Here is a 13392-nt window from a genome sequence, read left to right on the forward strand (position 1 = left end):
TATTCACTATGAATAATGCCTCGAGTTTACGGGTTGCGGCTATACAAATGGTGAGCCATGTCCCTCAGTCAGAGGTGAAGTTGCCGCACGCAATAGCGCATAATATTAATACCGTGTCTCGGCTCGTTGCAGAGGCGGCTACTGCTGGAACACAGTTAATAATCTTACCCGAAAATTGCCTTACGTTTGGTTGTAAAAAAATATTTACGTTAGAAGAGCAGGCGCACTGGCTGAATACTATGAGTGTGCTCGCAGCGCGTAATAATCTTTGGTTAATAGCGGGTAGCCTGCCGTTACATTCTTTTGAATATACTGAGGGCGATAGTGTTGCGGCTATTCAATGGCGGCAGCCACAGAAAAACGAAAAGCCCTTTGCTGCCAGTGTTGTTTTTAATGGTGCAGGAAAGCTCGTAGGCGTATATCGAAAAATGCATTTATTCGATGTAAATGTACAGGATAAAACCGGTACTTATCGTGAATCGGATTCCTTTCAGCCCGGTATGCAACCGGAAGTGATCGCAACGCCATGGGGTATTATGGGCCTTGCCGTTTGTTACGACTTACGCTTTCCTGAATATTTTCGGCGGCTGCGCGAGCTTGGAGCCGAATTTATCGTGGTGCCCTCAGCATTTACCTATAGCACTGGCGCGGCGCATTGGGAGATATTGATTCGAGCCAGAGCCATAGAAACGCAGTGTTTTGTCATAGGTGTAAATCAAGGCGGTACACATGACGAGAAACGGCAGACATGGGGGGATTCTATGATAGTAGACCCGTGGGGCGTTGTCGTAACGCGAGCAGGTAAAGTATTGCCGGTAGACGACTCTCAGCTAGGCGAATGTATTGTAATAGCCGATATTAGGGTGAACGATGTACAGAGCATAAGGGAGCGTATGCCATTATTGGACCATCGGCGAATATAATGAGCGTGCGCTCTTCATTGGTAGCGCATACTTTAATCCGCGCAGCTAAATTAATTAAGAGAGTTAATAAAAAAACGTTAGTGGCGAGCCCTCAACATAACTAACAGTATGATCGGTAGACACGCCTAATCCCGTTTCCCCACAATGCCTTTTAAAGATACATAACGGTATCCCCTCTTACTACTACTCAGGAATTGCCTTCCACCGTTTTACCTAGCCTCCAGCCTGAGCATGCAGCGACGACACTAAAACGTTTCTAATAAATGTGCAGGGTAAATCTCTCGGGGTTAATTGACAGGTAGAGTATGGAAAGCTTCCTGTGGAAAAATAATCGGACACCCATGTTAACGCCGAGTTAAAACTAAGACGCCTAATAAAAGAACATAACGGGCAATGGGGTCGCAGTCAAAAAGTGTGGTATTTACCACATAAGGTGGTGCGTAAACTTGGTTTAGAGCGCAAAGTGGTATTAGACTTAAACGCGCCCTCAATTCACGAACTTTGACGTCGTACTGACATATATCCACGCTGTATAAATACTATTGCTATATGCCTAGATTTAGGTATATAAGTATAAGTGTTGTGGAAATGCGTCTTAACGACGTTGAATAAACTGTTAAGTGGCATGAGCATCGAAGAGATTAAAACTGAAAATATAAATGCTATCGTGGAAGTTGGCCTTCATGAATCTTGCATGAGAGATCGTGACGGCTACTATTCTGGTGTTCGGCCAAATCATTGGATGCCTGGACGTGACTATTGCTTTATGGGTCAGCTGGACTTCATTAATACTGATCTTTTAAAACCAGGAGATACTTGCAGAGCAAATGGAAGATTTATAATTGCATCACAGGATGTTCCCGAATTTAAGCCTGGTTATTGTTGGCATATTTGTGAGGCAAACAAAATAATGGGCTATGGTAGGGTCGTTGAAATCACAGGCACTTAACAAAGCAAATCAGCATCAGTCGCTGCGCTCCTTGGACAGCCTTGCCGTCGCTTTTTTTATGCATGGCTTCGCCATTTTCGCACAAAAAAATCAACAACAAGTCTGCCGCTGTTTGCGGCGTTATGAGGCTACAAGGAGTTAGAGTGAAATATATTATATTATTTTTTATATTGTTTTCATTGCCTGCTCTTTCAGATGAAATTTGCAAGAGTATTGATTCTAAAATAGAGCCAGATTTTCGTTGGCAGGAATCCGATTTCACTAAAGTGGCATCACAAAAAGCCATAGCCGAGTTGTCTGAAGCAATTGAAAAGAACGAAATTATGGCCACCTTTCAACTACCAAATAACCTGTCTCTAATCGAAGGCTATATCTTAAAGCAAGAAGCTATTCGCGCATTGAGTGGAGATGCTGTACATGAAGGTTTGGTTGAGTACTATGTTACTAATTTTTGTGAGTTCCTAGCTCGCACTCCGATATATGATTAAGCTCATAACAAGGCCATTAAAAATCGCGCTTTCAGCGCTGGACTCGCAACAAGTTGCTCGCCTTTTATGGCGGCGTTAGAATTCTAGGGAGAGTTCGTGAAATATTTCGTGTTTTTTTTATTTTCTATTTCAGTAAGTGCTTTTTCTTGTGAAATGGAAATTTCTATTGAGACTGAATGGCAGTATGGGAAAAAGCCTACCGCTTCAGATGTAGGTTACCTCCTGATTAAGGCACCTATCAAATACAATGGTTGGAGCCTTGGAGGGTTACAGCTTAATAAAGGCGATATCAGGCTTCCCATAAAAGAGTATTTATCTGAAAAAGAATTTCCCGGTTTAGCGGTTTATGACATTGCTGTTACAACTGCTTTTATTGAGGGGGCCAAATTCTCTGTGCACTACACTCCAGATCCTGTCGTAGATGAAAAAGGTGTGGTTTCAGGAATGCTTTGTTTGCATGTTCAGGATGTAACGATTGAATTCTAACAAACCAATTAACGCCCGCCAGCAAGCTGGCTGGACCTCCACTGCGTGGCTTGCTTATGTGCTTTAATAGCACAACGCAATCCACTCCGTTCCGGCCCGTTATTGGGGCGTTAGCTGTAAGGCATAGAAATGAAGAGTATCGCTATATTATTTGTATTGTTATTTTCATGCTCGTCTTTAGCTGAAGATTTACGGGTTTGCCCAAAGCAGGAGCCATTCCCTGCACACTCGGAAAAGCCTGAACTCTCCGAAGATGATTATGAGTACGAGAAGCATATTTATGAGCTTAAGTATGACGAAATTAATGATATCTCATATAAAAAATACCAAGCAGCATTTGAGTATCTAGAAAATGACTTGCCTAGACAATTAAAGGTTTATGGTGATTTCACTAATTCATCTGAGTTGTCAGGAAACTTCCGTTACCATACTTCAGCGATTAATGCCTATACGCTTAGGAAGCGAGCACTTGTGGAATTCTACCAATACGGTAAGGGTGAAAAGATCAATGAATTTTGTAAGTATCTATCAACACTGGAGTATCACCCATAAATACAGCTAACAAGGCGTGCCAGCTGACATTTTGGTCGGCGCTTCGTTTTGTGTATGGCTACGCCATTTTACACAAAACTACACACCAACCAAAATGCAGCTGCACTTGGCGTTACAGGCTGTTTCAATTTAATTTGTAATGGTTTTAAAAACTCTGCCACTAGCAGAGAAATAGCATCAAGGAATGTGCTGGGTTTCTATCCCTTCAGTTCGTTCCGGTGCCACTAAATAATAAGCAGTATCGGCAGCCAAACCCGTTCAATGTAAGCTGCCAATAAGTGAGTGCAAGGAATCTTCAAATTCGGTATTCTTGCCCTTTGATAATTAACCAACGGCTTCGCATAGTGCTTCGTAGCAGGTAATCATGCAGCTGTTGTAACAAGTAAATCAATTTGACCTACGTAAACTGTCGTCTTTTTTGCGGGGCAAAAAAACCGCCAATTTACTGCGGCAAATTATTTAGGCGTTATGTGGAATATGTCGTATGAAGGAAAAATATCTTGTTTATCATGATTACGGAAAAGGATCGGTTTGGTTCTACTTATATTCAGGGTCGATAGAGGATATAGAAAAAATATACCCCGAGTTAAAGCTTGCAAAGGAAGAGCCTATTTGGTTTACCGATGAAATTAGAAAAAACTTAGAGGAAAAACTAACTTGTGATATTGACGACAGTTCCCATGAGATGTTGCAAGCATTACTAAAAGACCGTGTTATAAATGGGTAATGAACTTTCAAAATCACATAACAAGTTTGTCCATTTGACGTTTTGGTCTACGCTCCGTTTTGGGGTGGCTATGCCACTTTACCCCAAAACTCCACTACAACCAAAAAGCAAATGACAAAGGCGTTACATTTCGGAATGCGCATGGAACTAGAGATTGAATATGAGCTGTCTGACTGGAAGGATTTTCAATCCTTTTTGGAAACAGCGATTTGTAAAGAGTCTAAACAGTGGTGGGAAAGCATGTGGATCAACCTAATCATCTGGTTTGTGGTTGCCTTTGTGTTCTTCGCCTTTTTTCAAAGTAATGTAGATTTTAGCTGGCCTACTGCCGGAATTGTATCTTTTGGATTGTTACTCTGTTTTGCATTAATGCTATTAAGTGGAGTAAAGGCTAAGCGCGCTTGTCAGCCTAGTGAGGGTGGTGCGTTCTTGAGTAAGCACAAATTTGTAATTAGTGATGATGGGATCATAACTATTGGATCTGCTTATGAAGCGAATCATAAATGGAGTATGGTCAGGCGCGTTGAAAATACGGAAAAGGCAATTTACCTCTTCATAGATAGTATAAATGCTCTAGTTTTTCCCTTGTCAAAAATCTCTAATCCAGAGGGCTTAATGGCATTAATAAATAAAAATGTAACAAAGCAATCTTAGGGACAACCTACGCGTTGCTTCGGTTGCCCCAAATTGCGGCGTTACAAGGCAAAATGAATCGAGCATCGTTGTATCCAATCAGTGGGTTTTTAATAGCCCCGCCTATAGGTGCACTAATATGGGTTGTGCTATATGGCGGTATTGGTGAAATTTTTGGTGGGATATCTGCTTGGGCAGTTATTGTAAGTTGGGTTATTTCCGCAATTGTTGGTATACCTATATATTTACTTCTTAAAGCTAAAGGTTGTATTAACTTTCGTTCTTTAACTTTAGGCGGTGCATTAATTTCAGCCGCTCCTTGGCTACTATTTAGTTTTCCGGGCGGCACGACTCGTAGTGTTGTGGGGCAAACAATAATCATTGAAAATGGCAGCTACACTACAGCAGGCCTTTTGTACCAATTAAAGTTTCTGCTGGGTTTTGGCTTTTGTGGTGCAGTTTCAGGCTTAGTCTTTTGGCTCATAGTACGGCAGCTTGTAACAAGGCCATCAAATTGACGGCTTTTCCGTCGCTTTTTTTGTGGCTTAACGCTACGCTGCCACAAAACAATCAACTACAAAGCCGCAATTTATGGCGGCGTTAGGTTCAACATGAATAAAATCGTACTAATTTTTCTTGTTCTCTCTGTCTGTTCTTATGCAGACGAACCACCAGATTGGGAAGAGTTTATTGTTCAGTCTGAAAATAAGAAATGGAGTGCGGTAGTTCTCCGGCAAGGAGAGTCAAAAGAACCGTGGGAAGATAATTGGGTTCTAAACGTATACGAAGGCTTTTACGTCTCAAGCCCTGCTCCGAATATACTTCCTACTTGGTCTAGCTCGTATAATCCAAGTGGGTATTCTGGAGGGTATCTGTCAAACGATGGTTCTGCTTTTTCATATGTGGAATTTTGGTACTACCCGAACCATCCGGTGGTGCAGATTTATAGGCAAGAATGTAACATTCAAAAGAATGGTTCGTACTTTAAAGTTGGGAGTAAGCTACAGCAAACTGCATCTCATCAGCTTTGGTTAAAAGAAGGTGGTAATGTAAAGTACTATACCACCGAGGGAAAATTGTTTTTACAGCTTGAAACTGTGAAGGGGTTACGTAGAGTAAAGGCAGTTTGCAATGAAAAAACCTAACAAATTTGTCAACAGGACATTTTTTGCTACGCTCCGTTTTGCGGTGGCTTCGCCACTTTACCGCAAAACTACACTACACAAAAAATGCCCGTTACAAAAGCGTTAGAAATCACAGGATTGTATGAATATGGAAAATTCAAATCAGACAGATTTAACTAGGCCGCCTTGGTCTGGGCAGTCTGTAAAAAAGTGGATTAGAGTCTTGGCTTGGGTGTGGGTAGTTCTATTAGTGCTGTTTACTCCGTTAGCATTCTGGCTTGCGATTCAAGATGGTATTGTTAAAGAGAATATTCCAGGTGTGCTGGCTGCGATTGCTGGTGAGTTATACATGACAGTTCTATTTGCCCATGTCGCATTCAGGGGGCGTGCACCCGTTGGCTGGTTTCCTTGGGATCGCTCAAGTATCAAGGGGTAATAAACTAGCGCTTGGTATGTGGTTAAATGCCCTTGTGTTTACTTATGAGAATAATAGGGCCCCATTCTAACAAGGCAAACCAGTATCAGTCGCTGCGCTCCTTGGACAGACTTGCCGTCGCTTTCTTTGTGCATGGCTTCGCCATTTGCGCACAAAAAAATCAACAACAAGTCTGCCGCTGTTTGCGGCGTTAGAAGCTCAAGTTAATTCGACCTATGATGAATGTTAAAGTTAGTTCCCCCCAAAAGATTGATAGCCATCTTAGAGATATTATTAAGTATCTCGAACTAGATGAGAGTAAGGCCGTTTGGATGGAGGTAAATAAATCCAATTCATTTGTTCCAGAACCTACTTTCTGTCATCTTAATGTCATGGTGAAAATGGGATATGAGATGGGGATTCCGCAGTTTGGATGGATGCTCGCACAGGATAAGAGTATGAATTTCTCTGAAGCCCAATTTCATTGCGTGTGGAAGTCTCCCGAAGGAGATCTTCAAGATATAACACCAAGATTAGACAATGAAAAAAGGGTGCTTTTTATCCCTGATGATAAAAGAGCAATTGGTTTGTGTTACTACGAAAATAAGCCTGCTATAAATACATTTGATAATGTTAGAGTGTTGGGTAATCAATATCTAACTGATCTTCGGAGAATTAAAATTGTTCCAGAAACAGATATGTTTGAAAAATATGGTATCGAATTCTTCTGGAAAGCTTCTAACAAATAAAGCCAGCAGGACGCCGCAAGCGGCGCCTCTGCTTTAGGCGTTAGCACTCAATACATACAGTCTGGATGCTTATGAAAAAGTTATATGTTCGGCCTGACCGAAAGTATGTATGCAACTATATCTATAATGATGAGATAGCTTATTCATCCGAACCGTATTTCGATGCTGATAAATAAAGAGGACACCCGCTCTTAAAAAAGTTATTTTTTTAGTGATGCTAAATAATTTATTTTTCCGGTTTAATTATGATCGGAGTTAAAAAATGCTGTTTGGCGGGGAAGTCTTCGTAATCTCCAGTTTTCAGGCGTAGAGCGCCCTAAACCGTCCATTTGATTGTTTTGGGAGGGGTTACTTAAGAGCGTTAAGCGATATTTCGTTCATTTCTTTGGTAATAAAACCGACTATAAAAAATCGCTTCGAATTTTTCGGTGTTTTCCAGCCATTCGTCAGGGTCTATTGCTAAGCGTTGTAGAATCGGCAATATTGTATTGGGGATAGCCCCGCGTTTATCTTGGCGTTGAATTCTGCCAGTGGTGTCTACCAAGGTCAGGTAATCATTATGGCCGAACAGTATGCCGTCTTGGCCGCCTTGCTTAATGTTCCCTTCAAACACGGCGAGTGCCTTTATAGGAAAGCGTTGCAGGTAATAAGGGTTAAGGTCGGGATTATTCACTAGAGCGCGTTCACGATTAAAGGTGGGTTTAATTCGTTCTTTAATACTTGTATGTTTGGAACCTTCGGGAGTTTTTGCCATTTGTGCTCGAATGGGATTTAAATCCACATAGGCCATAGCGGTGAGTAAGGCTTCTTCGGTGAGTAAAGGCTGTGATTTATACCTTCCTTCCCAGAATCGCCCCGTACAGCTTTCTTCTGTATTGGCCTGTCGTGCAATCACCTGATTCAGTTGCTGCATAAATTCGCTAATGCTGGCTAAGCGAAGCCGCCAATCGTCGACAATTTCACTCAGCACCTTCATTTCAGCTTTTTCCATTAGCTCACCTTTTTGGTATTTCTGAACTAAAAAGGGGCCTTTGTGTAGGCATAGCCAGCGCTGGATAACGTCGTCAAAGCTCCAGCGCTTTGTGGGTTCTGGGTCAATTTTCACAACGATGTGGTAATGGTTACTCATTACGGCGTAGCTGCAGATGTCGATTGAAAAGAGGGTGGCGAGTAGTCGAATACGGTCTTCAATCCATTGGCGGCGATGCTCAAAGCATTGGCCGGTACGGTCGTCGGTTCCGCATAAAAAGGTGCGCCGTACGCAGCGTGACATGATGTGGTAGTAGGGTGTGTCGGAAATCGATATTTGTTGGGCGCGAGGTGTTGTCATAAGGAAATCCGTTTCTGTATGAATATACAGTCCCAATGCTAGCCTTGGTTGGTTATGATGTCAATTGAAAAGTGGGTGTCCTTGGATGTACGAGTGCAGGTAATTGGCGAACTCCTGCGTGAAGCTGGTAAATATTCTCTATGTAGCTCCATGAATTCTTGTGATTTAATGCAGTACTATAATCGAGGTGAGCAACCTCCTCCTCTATGGCCTCCGACTTTGCCTGACGTCATTATCCCGAACCCATCAGTAAAAACAGATTCAATAATCTTTAAGGACTGAGTTATGTTCCGCTTTTTTCAATTGTTATTTTGTTTGCTTTTTTCGGTGTCATGTTTTTCGGAAAGTTTATTGAAAGAGGACCTCGTAGGTTCTTGGATTCCCTCCGGTGAAATGCCAAGGCAAGAAGGAGTACGGAATTATGAACTAGTAGTAAATGAAGATATGAGTGCTAGTTACATTTCGACGGATGCATATAAAGGAAAGGATAAATTCCGTTTGAATTGCAAATACAAACCTAGCACATCGCAGGATTCAATCTTTATTTACTATTGTTACTTAAAAGAGCTGCATCTAATAACCTTGGCTTTAGGGGGCTGGCAGTCGGAATCTGGAGAGCTTCTCTTTGGTTATGAGTACTGGTTAGGTTCTCCAAGGCCAGGACAGATTCATGGTGGTTTACCAGTTAGTTTGTCAAAAAAGTAGTTTGCACAAAAGACGCAGGAGCAGCTAGAAAATGGCTATGCACGGGTTTTAGCTACAACCGAGAATATTGAAGATGGGTTGGTGTGGAATACTGAATTTGGGCGTTGGGAGCACTATAGGGATGGAGAGCTTTTTCAGTCAGGTAAGGGGTATTCTGGGGGCGGAAACGGGGAAAATGCTTTTGCGTATAACAACCCGAGAGCAGATGTTTTAAAAGATATCGGGCCCGCTCCTGCCGGTACATACATTGCTGAAAGGCGCACTTCCGACGGTTGGATTCGCTTATGGCCTGCACCCGATAACCAGATGTATGGGCGAGATGATATTTTTATACATGGAGATGCTGGTTTCTTCGGTGATGCTTCACGGGGATGTTTGATTATTCAGCAAAGTCAGAGGAAGTATATACGTACTGGAACCATGGTGTGGATAAAATGATTTTGAAATGTAAGGGTTTTGTAAAATTACTTGCGCTTTCAATTAGTTTAGTTGTTTGTTTTCCGGGTTTTGGCGACGAGCAAGACTTAAACTATCTGGGTGTGATATTGAATAAAGAATTACGGCTTTTCCCTAAGAATATTGGTGGTGTTGATGTTTCGGATTTTCTAATAGATGGAATGACCGGGAAGTTATGTCTTGTAGATGAAGGGAAGGTCGTCGTTTTTTTGATTGACGGTAACCCCGAAAAGAAAACTTATTCTGTTAGAGGAGTAAAAAACCTTCCAAAAACTGACAATGTCGTTGATTGTTTTGTTAGTGCTGAGGAGTTGCATAGCATCGAAGGCATTTCTTTTGGGGAAAGGGTCAACTCTGTTGTTAGCAGGTTTATGGGAGCTGGTTTCGTTCTATCAAAGAAATCTGATGAGAGAACTATTTACCTGTATAAAACAATAGCAGGCCAAGCAAGCTGCCATTATTTTAACGATCCGTTTGAGGGCGAATATTCGGTGTATGGTGAACCGAAAAGCCTAGTATCTTATGTGCTTAAAAGTGACTCGGAGAGTAAAGTTGTAGCGGTGGAGATGTACGCATCTCGCGATATAGAGCCCATGTCAGGAACATGCCCAGAAAAGAATGACGAAAAGAATATAAAAGGGACATCCACAAATTATTAAGCCTTGACTATTTTTCTCAAAGCCCAGCCCGAAAGCTGGGCTTTTTGGTTTTAGCGAGCAAGGCTCTTAACCATTTGTTTGGTTTGGTGCTTCACCAACATTCCTTCGATCATTTCCCGGATAACGTGTTTCTCGTCAGAGTCGAGCCGGTTAACCCCTTCGAGTAGCAGGGTTAGGCTGTCATCGGGTTTGCGTTCATCTACTTCAAAAATTAGCTCGTCAGAAGTAACACTAAGCGCAATAGCGATCTTTTTAATGACATCGAGAGTGGGTTGGGATGTACCACTTTCATAGCGATAAACTTGGGTTTTGGTGATCTCAATCAGATCGGCCAACGCCTCTTGAGTAAGTCCTCGTTGCTTGCGCAAAGCAATCAATCGATCAGAGAACGGCATAGTTCTGAAAACCTTATATGTCATATTCAACATGCCGAGTGTACCTCCCGTATAAATTTAAGCTTGCTTGAGTATACATATATGTATAGCATAAAGAAAGTTTATGTGTATTGACAGGTTTTTGGGGGAGGCAAGCAAATGGCACGATTCTCAGACGAGGTAATCAACCGGATTAAAAGCGAGGTCTCGCTGATCCGCTTGGTGGAAACCAGTGGCGTGGCGCTGAAACCCCACGGCAAAGACAAGATAGGCCGTTGCCCCTTCCACGATGATAAAACCCCGTCGTTAGTCGTTAGCCCAGAATCCAACCTGTGGAACCAAAATAAAGAGGACACCCGCTCTTAAAAAAGTTATTTTTTTAGTGATGCTAAATAATTTATTTTTCCGGTTTAGTTATGATCGGAGTTAAAAAATGCTGTTTGGCGGGGAAGTCTTCGTAATCTCCAGTTTTCAGGCGTAGAGCGCCCTAAACCGTCCATTTGATTGTTTTGGGAGGGGTTACTTAAGAGCGTTAAGCGATATTTCGTTCATTTCTTTGGTAATAAAACCGACTATAAAAAATCGCTTCGAATTTTTCGGTGTTTTCCAGCCATTCGTCAGGGTCTATTGCTAAGCGTTGTAGAATCGGCAATATTGTATTGGGGATAGCCCCGCGTTTATCTTGGCGTTGAATTCTGCCAGTGGTGTCTACCAAGGTCAGGTAATCATTATGGCCGAACAGTATGCCGTCTTGGCCGCCTTGCTTAATGTTCCCTTCAAACACGGCGAGTGCCTTTATAGGAAAGCGTTGCAGGTAGTAAGGGTTAAGGTCGGGATTATTCACTAGAGCGCGTTCACGATTAAAGGTGGGTTTAATTCGTTCTTTAATACTTGTATGTTTGGAACCTTCGGGAGTTTTTGCCATCTGTGCTCGAATGGGATTTAAATCCACATAGGCCATAGCGGTGAGTAAGGCTTCTTCGGTGAGTAAAGGCTGTGATTTATACCTTCCTTCCCAGAATCGCCCCGTACAGCTTTCTTCTGTATTGGCCTGTCGTGCAATCACCTGATTCAGTTGCTGCATAAATTCGCTAATGCTGGCTAAGCGAAGCCGCCAATCGTCGACAATTTCACTCAGCACCTTCATTTCAGCTTTTTCCATTAGCTCACCTTTTTGGTATTTCTGAACTAAAAAGGGGCCTTTGTGTAGGCATAGCCAGCGCTGGATAACGTCGTCAAAGCTCCAGCGCTTTGTGGGTTCTGGGTCAATTTTCACAACGATGTGGTAATGGTTACTCATTACGGCGTAGCTGCAGATGTCGATTGAAAAGAGGGTGGCGAGTAGTCGAATACGGTCTTCAATCCATTGGCGGCGATGCTCAAAGCATTGGCCGGTACGGTCGTCGGTTCCGCATAAAAAGGTGCGCCGTACGCAGCGTGACATGATGTGGTAGTAGGGTGTGTCGGAAATCGATATTTGTTGGGCGCGAGGTGTTGTCATAAGGAAATCCGTTTCTGTATGAATATACAGTCCCAATGCTAGCCTTGGTTGGTTATGATGTCAATTGAAAAGTGGGTGTCCTTGGATGTACTTAAATTTATGGCGAAAAGACTGCCATAAATCAATCAGCTCCAAAACTGCCTCTAAGCGGGGCGTTAGGCGTAAATTTTATGAAATTATTATCCGTTATATTTTTGGCAATCTTTGTTAGTACACACGCTTCGGCAGAAGAAAAGTTGGATTGTGAAAACTTAGTCGGCACTTGGGTTGGTAGTAGTTTTGAGTACAACATAGAATCCCAGAAAACGTTTCAATCCACTTTTAATAAAGATGGAACATTTGAAATGGTATTTAACTTTGCCAATGGAGTTTCAGATGAATCACAGAAGGAGTCTGGGTTGTGGGAATGTGATGGGAGATATGTTGTAGTGCATACACTGATCGTTTCTGAAAGTGAAGTTGAATATGTAGATTTGTATGAATATTTAGAGTTAACATCGTCTTATCGTAAATACAGAGCTGTTCTGGCTAATTGTGACGATGTTGTTGGGGATTGTAATGGGAAACTGTATGAGTCAGTGAAAATTCATTAGCCTAACCAAACAAATAATCGGACAGCCACGTTAAGAGAAAAACAATCAGTTTAGTCGTGGTTTTTATTAAACTCACTAAATAATCGGACACCCATGTTAGGAAAAATATAATCAATTCAGTGCGCTAGGTTTGTGTCGGTTTTTTCAGTCTCGCTTTAACGGTCGCTAAAGCGAGAGGTTGTGGACCGCTGGCGAGATATGGCTAGTCAAAACATTCGCGAATAAATTTAAACAGTTTTCTAGCGCTGGCAGGCGGTTTGTTTAGAGAGGTTTCTTTTTGGCTGGCGCGAATTAGCTGCCGTAATTGTTGTCGGTCACACTCTGGGAATTGCTGGATAAATTCAGGTAGGGCATTGTTGTCTTTTAGTAACAGATCGCGCCACTGTTCCATTTGATGATGCTGGCGTACGTTTTGATGTTGGCCGTCCATTAGGTTTTCGTACGCCGTTTGAATGGCGTCGCCATCTTCCTTGCGCATGAGTTTACCTATAAATTTTAGATGACGTTTACGACCACTATTTTGAGTGATGTGAGGCGCTTCTTCTATGGAGCTGCGCAGCGTGTCGCTCATTGGAATTTTCGCTTGTTGGGCAGGCGTAAGTTCAGTGAGTTTTACACCAAGGTCATGCAGGGCTTGCATGTCTCTTTTTACGGCGCTTTTACTTTTCTCAAAGTCTTCGTCTGGATACTCGTCGTGTTTTTCGGTCATGTTAGTTCACAGTGGGGTT

The 13392-nt window shown here is 42.3% G+C and carries 20 protein-coding genes; 16 read left to right on the forward strand and 4 right to left on the reverse strand.

Translation table 11 applies throughout. From position 1 onward, the window contains the following. Window positions 1–8: 8 nt before the first annotated feature. The 11 genes from H5647_RS06525 (at window position 9) to H5647_RS06575 (ending at window position 7046) form a co-directional block, all read left to right on the forward strand. The gene (locus H5647_RS06525; RefSeq protein ID WP_082086972.1) at window positions 9–923 is read left to right on the forward strand and encodes a carbon-nitrogen hydrolase family protein; all 915 of its coding nucleotides are present in this window, start codon (window positions 9–11) and stop codon (window positions 921–923) included. A gap of 625 nt (window positions 924–1548) precedes the next feature. Next, a complete protein-coding gene (locus H5647_RS06530) occupies window positions 1549–1872 on the forward strand; it encodes a hypothetical protein (RefSeq protein WP_045856755.1) in 324 nt (107 codons plus the stop codon). A gap of 143 nt (window positions 1873–2015) precedes the next feature. Beyond that, window positions 2016–2360, forward strand: a complete 345-nt coding sequence (locus tag H5647_RS06535) for a hypothetical protein (RefSeq protein ID WP_045857265.1) — start codon at window positions 2016–2018, stop codon at window positions 2358–2360. 96 nt (window positions 2361–2456) lie between these two features. Beyond that, window positions 2457–2846 carry a hypothetical protein gene (locus H5647_RS06540; RefSeq protein WP_162926303.1) on the forward strand — a complete coding sequence of 130 codons (390 nt, stop codon included), beginning with the start codon at window positions 2457–2459 and terminating at the stop codon, window positions 2844–2846. Window positions 2847–2975: 129 nt separating this feature from the next. After that, the gene (locus H5647_RS06545; RefSeq protein WP_045857268.1) at window positions 2976–3398 is read left to right on the forward strand and encodes a hypothetical protein; all 423 of its coding nucleotides are present in this window, start codon (window positions 2976–2978) and stop codon (window positions 3396–3398) included. Between the two features lie 484 nt (window positions 3399–3882). Continuing rightward, window positions 3883–4125: a hypothetical protein gene (locus H5647_RS06550; RefSeq protein ID WP_045857270.1), complete on the forward strand. Its 243-nt coding sequence runs from the start codon at window positions 3883–3885 to the stop codon at window positions 4123–4125. A gap of 141 nt (window positions 4126–4266) precedes the next feature. Beyond that, on the forward strand, window positions 4267–4779 hold the full coding sequence (locus H5647_RS06555) for a YcxB family protein (protein WP_162926304.1): 513 nt from the start codon (window positions 4267–4269) through the stop codon (window positions 4777–4779). 53 nt (window positions 4780–4832) lie between these two features. After that, complete coding sequence (locus H5647_RS06560) at window positions 4833–5276, forward strand: hypothetical protein (RefSeq protein WP_045858663.1); 444 nt, start codon at window positions 4833–4835, stop codon at window positions 5274–5276. Between the two features lie 93 nt (window positions 5277–5369). Next, window positions 5370–5903, forward strand: a complete 534-nt coding sequence (locus H5647_RS06565) for a hypothetical protein (RefSeq protein ID WP_045857277.1) — start codon at window positions 5370–5372, stop codon at window positions 5901–5903. Between the two features lie 127 nt (window positions 5904–6030). Beyond that, window positions 6031–6318: a hypothetical protein gene (locus H5647_RS06570; protein ID WP_162926306.1), complete on the forward strand. Its 288-nt coding sequence runs from the start codon at window positions 6031–6033 to the stop codon at window positions 6316–6318. 215 nt (window positions 6319–6533) lie between these two features. After that, window positions 6534–7046, forward strand: a complete 513-nt coding sequence (locus tag H5647_RS06575) for a hypothetical protein (RefSeq protein ID WP_052691907.1) — start codon at window positions 6534–6536, stop codon at window positions 7044–7046. Between the two features lie 361 nt (window positions 7047–7407). Here H5647_RS06575 and H5647_RS06580 read toward each other — a convergent pair whose 3' ends face one another. Next, window positions 7408–8376: a transposase gene (locus H5647_RS06580; protein ID WP_045857281.1), complete on the reverse strand. Its 969-nt coding sequence runs from the start codon at window positions 8374–8376 to the stop codon at window positions 7408–7410. A gap of 351 nt (window positions 8377–8727) precedes the next feature. On the opposite strand from H5647_RS06580, the gene H5647_RS06585 reads away from it, so the two are divergent. The 3 genes from H5647_RS06585 (at window position 8728) to H5647_RS06595 (ending at window position 10196) form a co-directional block, all read left to right on the forward strand. Beyond that, the gene (locus H5647_RS06585) at window positions 8728–9081 is read left to right on the forward strand and encodes a hypothetical protein (protein ID WP_162926308.1); all 354 of its coding nucleotides are present in this window, start codon (window positions 8728–8730) and stop codon (window positions 9079–9081) included. Between the two features lie 81 nt (window positions 9082–9162). After that, window positions 9163–9519 (forward strand): tlde1 domain-containing protein, encoded by a 357-nt coding sequence (locus tag H5647_RS06590; RefSeq protein ID WP_045857285.1) that lies wholly within the window; start codon window positions 9163–9165, stop codon window positions 9517–9519. Beyond that, complete coding sequence (locus H5647_RS06595) at window positions 9507–10196, forward strand: hypothetical protein (protein ID WP_162926309.1); 690 nt, start codon at window positions 9507–9509, stop codon at window positions 10194–10196. Before H5647_RS06590 ends, H5647_RS06595 begins: the two co-directional genes overlap by 13 nt. Window positions 10197–10246: 50 nt before the next feature. Here H5647_RS06595 and H5647_RS06600 read toward each other — a convergent pair whose 3' ends face one another. Beyond that, complete coding sequence (locus H5647_RS06600; protein WP_052691908.1) at window positions 10247–10615, reverse strand: helix-turn-helix domain-containing protein; 369 nt, start codon at window positions 10613–10615, stop codon at window positions 10247–10249. 114 nt (window positions 10616–10729) lie between these two features. Here H5647_RS06600 and H5647_RS06605 point away from each other — a divergent pair, with 114 nt between their 5' ends. Beyond that, on the forward strand, window positions 10730–10936 hold the full coding sequence (locus tag H5647_RS06605; RefSeq protein WP_045857289.1) for a CHC2 zinc finger domain-containing protein: 207 nt from the start codon (window positions 10730–10732) through the stop codon (window positions 10934–10936). A gap of 166 nt (window positions 10937–11102) precedes the next feature. On the opposite strand, the gene H5647_RS06610 is transcribed toward H5647_RS06605, so the two are convergent. Then, complete coding sequence (locus tag H5647_RS06610; RefSeq protein ID WP_045857281.1) at window positions 11103–12071, reverse strand: transposase; 969 nt, start codon at window positions 12069–12071, stop codon at window positions 11103–11105. Between the two features lie 170 nt (window positions 12072–12241). Between H5647_RS06610 and H5647_RS06615 the strand changes: the two genes are divergently transcribed. Continuing rightward, on the forward strand, window positions 12242–12664 hold the full coding sequence (locus H5647_RS06615) for a lipocalin family protein (RefSeq protein ID WP_045857291.1): 423 nt from the start codon (window positions 12242–12244) through the stop codon (window positions 12662–12664). Between the two features lie 202 nt (window positions 12665–12866). Here the strand turns inward: H5647_RS06615 and yjgA are convergent, their stop codons facing one another. Further along, window positions 12867–13373, reverse strand: a complete 507-nt coding sequence (yjgA, locus tag H5647_RS06620; protein ID WP_045857293.1) for a ribosome biogenesis factor YjgA — start codon at window positions 13371–13373, stop codon at window positions 12867–12869. Window positions 13374–13392 lie beyond the last annotated feature (19 nt).

The sequence above is a fragment of the Teredinibacter purpureus genome, from assembly GCF_014217335.1.
Classification (GTDB): Bacteria; Pseudomonadota; Gammaproteobacteria; order Pseudomonadales; family Cellvibrionaceae; genus Teredinibacter; species Teredinibacter purpureus.

Coding starts and splice junctions, on each gene's coding strand:
- H5647_RS06525 (WP_082086972.1), top strand. CDS start 9: ATGAATAATGCCTCGAGTTTACGGGTTGCGGCTATACAAATGGTGAGC.
- H5647_RS06530 (WP_045856755.1), top strand. CDS start 1,549: ATGAGCATCGAAGAGATTAAAACTGAAAATATAAATGCTATCGTGGAA.
- H5647_RS06545 (WP_045857268.1), top strand. CDS start 2,976: ATGAAGAGTATCGCTATATTATTTGTATTGTTATTTTCATGCTCGTCT.
- H5647_RS06550 (WP_045857270.1), top strand. CDS start 3,883: ATGAAGGAAAAATATCTTGTTTATCATGATTACGGAAAAGGATCGGTT.
- H5647_RS06555 (WP_162926304.1), top strand. CDS start 4,267: ATGGAACTAGAGATTGAATATGAGCTGTCTGACTGGAAGGATTTTCAA.
- H5647_RS06560 (WP_045858663.1), top strand. CDS start 4,833: ATGAATCGAGCATCGTTGTATCCAATCAGTGGGTTTTTAATAGCCCCG.
- H5647_RS06565 (WP_045857277.1), top strand. CDS start 5,370: ATGAATAAAATCGTACTAATTTTTCTTGTTCTCTCTGTCTGTTCTTAT.
- H5647_RS06570 (WP_162926306.1), top strand. CDS start 6,031: ATGGAAAATTCAAATCAGACAGATTTAACTAGGCCGCCTTGGTCTGGG.
- H5647_RS06575 (WP_052691907.1), top strand. CDS start 6,534: ATGATGAATGTTAAAGTTAGTTCCCCCCAAAAGATTGATAGCCATCTT.
- H5647_RS06580 (WP_045857281.1), bottom strand. CDS start 8,376: ATGACAACACCTCGCGCCCAACAAATATCGATTTCCGACACACCCTAC.
- H5647_RS06600 (WP_052691908.1), bottom strand. CDS start 10,615: ATGACATATAAGGTTTTCAGAACTATGCCGTTCTCTGATCGATTGATT.
- H5647_RS06605 (WP_045857289.1), top strand. CDS start 10,730: ATGGCACGATTCTCAGACGAGGTAATCAACCGGATTAAAAGCGAGGTC.
- H5647_RS06610 (WP_045857281.1), bottom strand. CDS start 12,071: ATGACAACACCTCGCGCCCAACAAATATCGATTTCCGACACACCCTAC.
- H5647_RS06615 (WP_045857291.1), top strand. CDS start 12,242: ATGAAATTATTATCCGTTATATTTTTGGCAATCTTTGTTAGTACACAC.
- yjgA (WP_045857293.1), bottom strand. CDS start 13,373: ATGACCGAAAAACACGACGAGTATCCAGACGAAGACTTTGAGAAAAGT.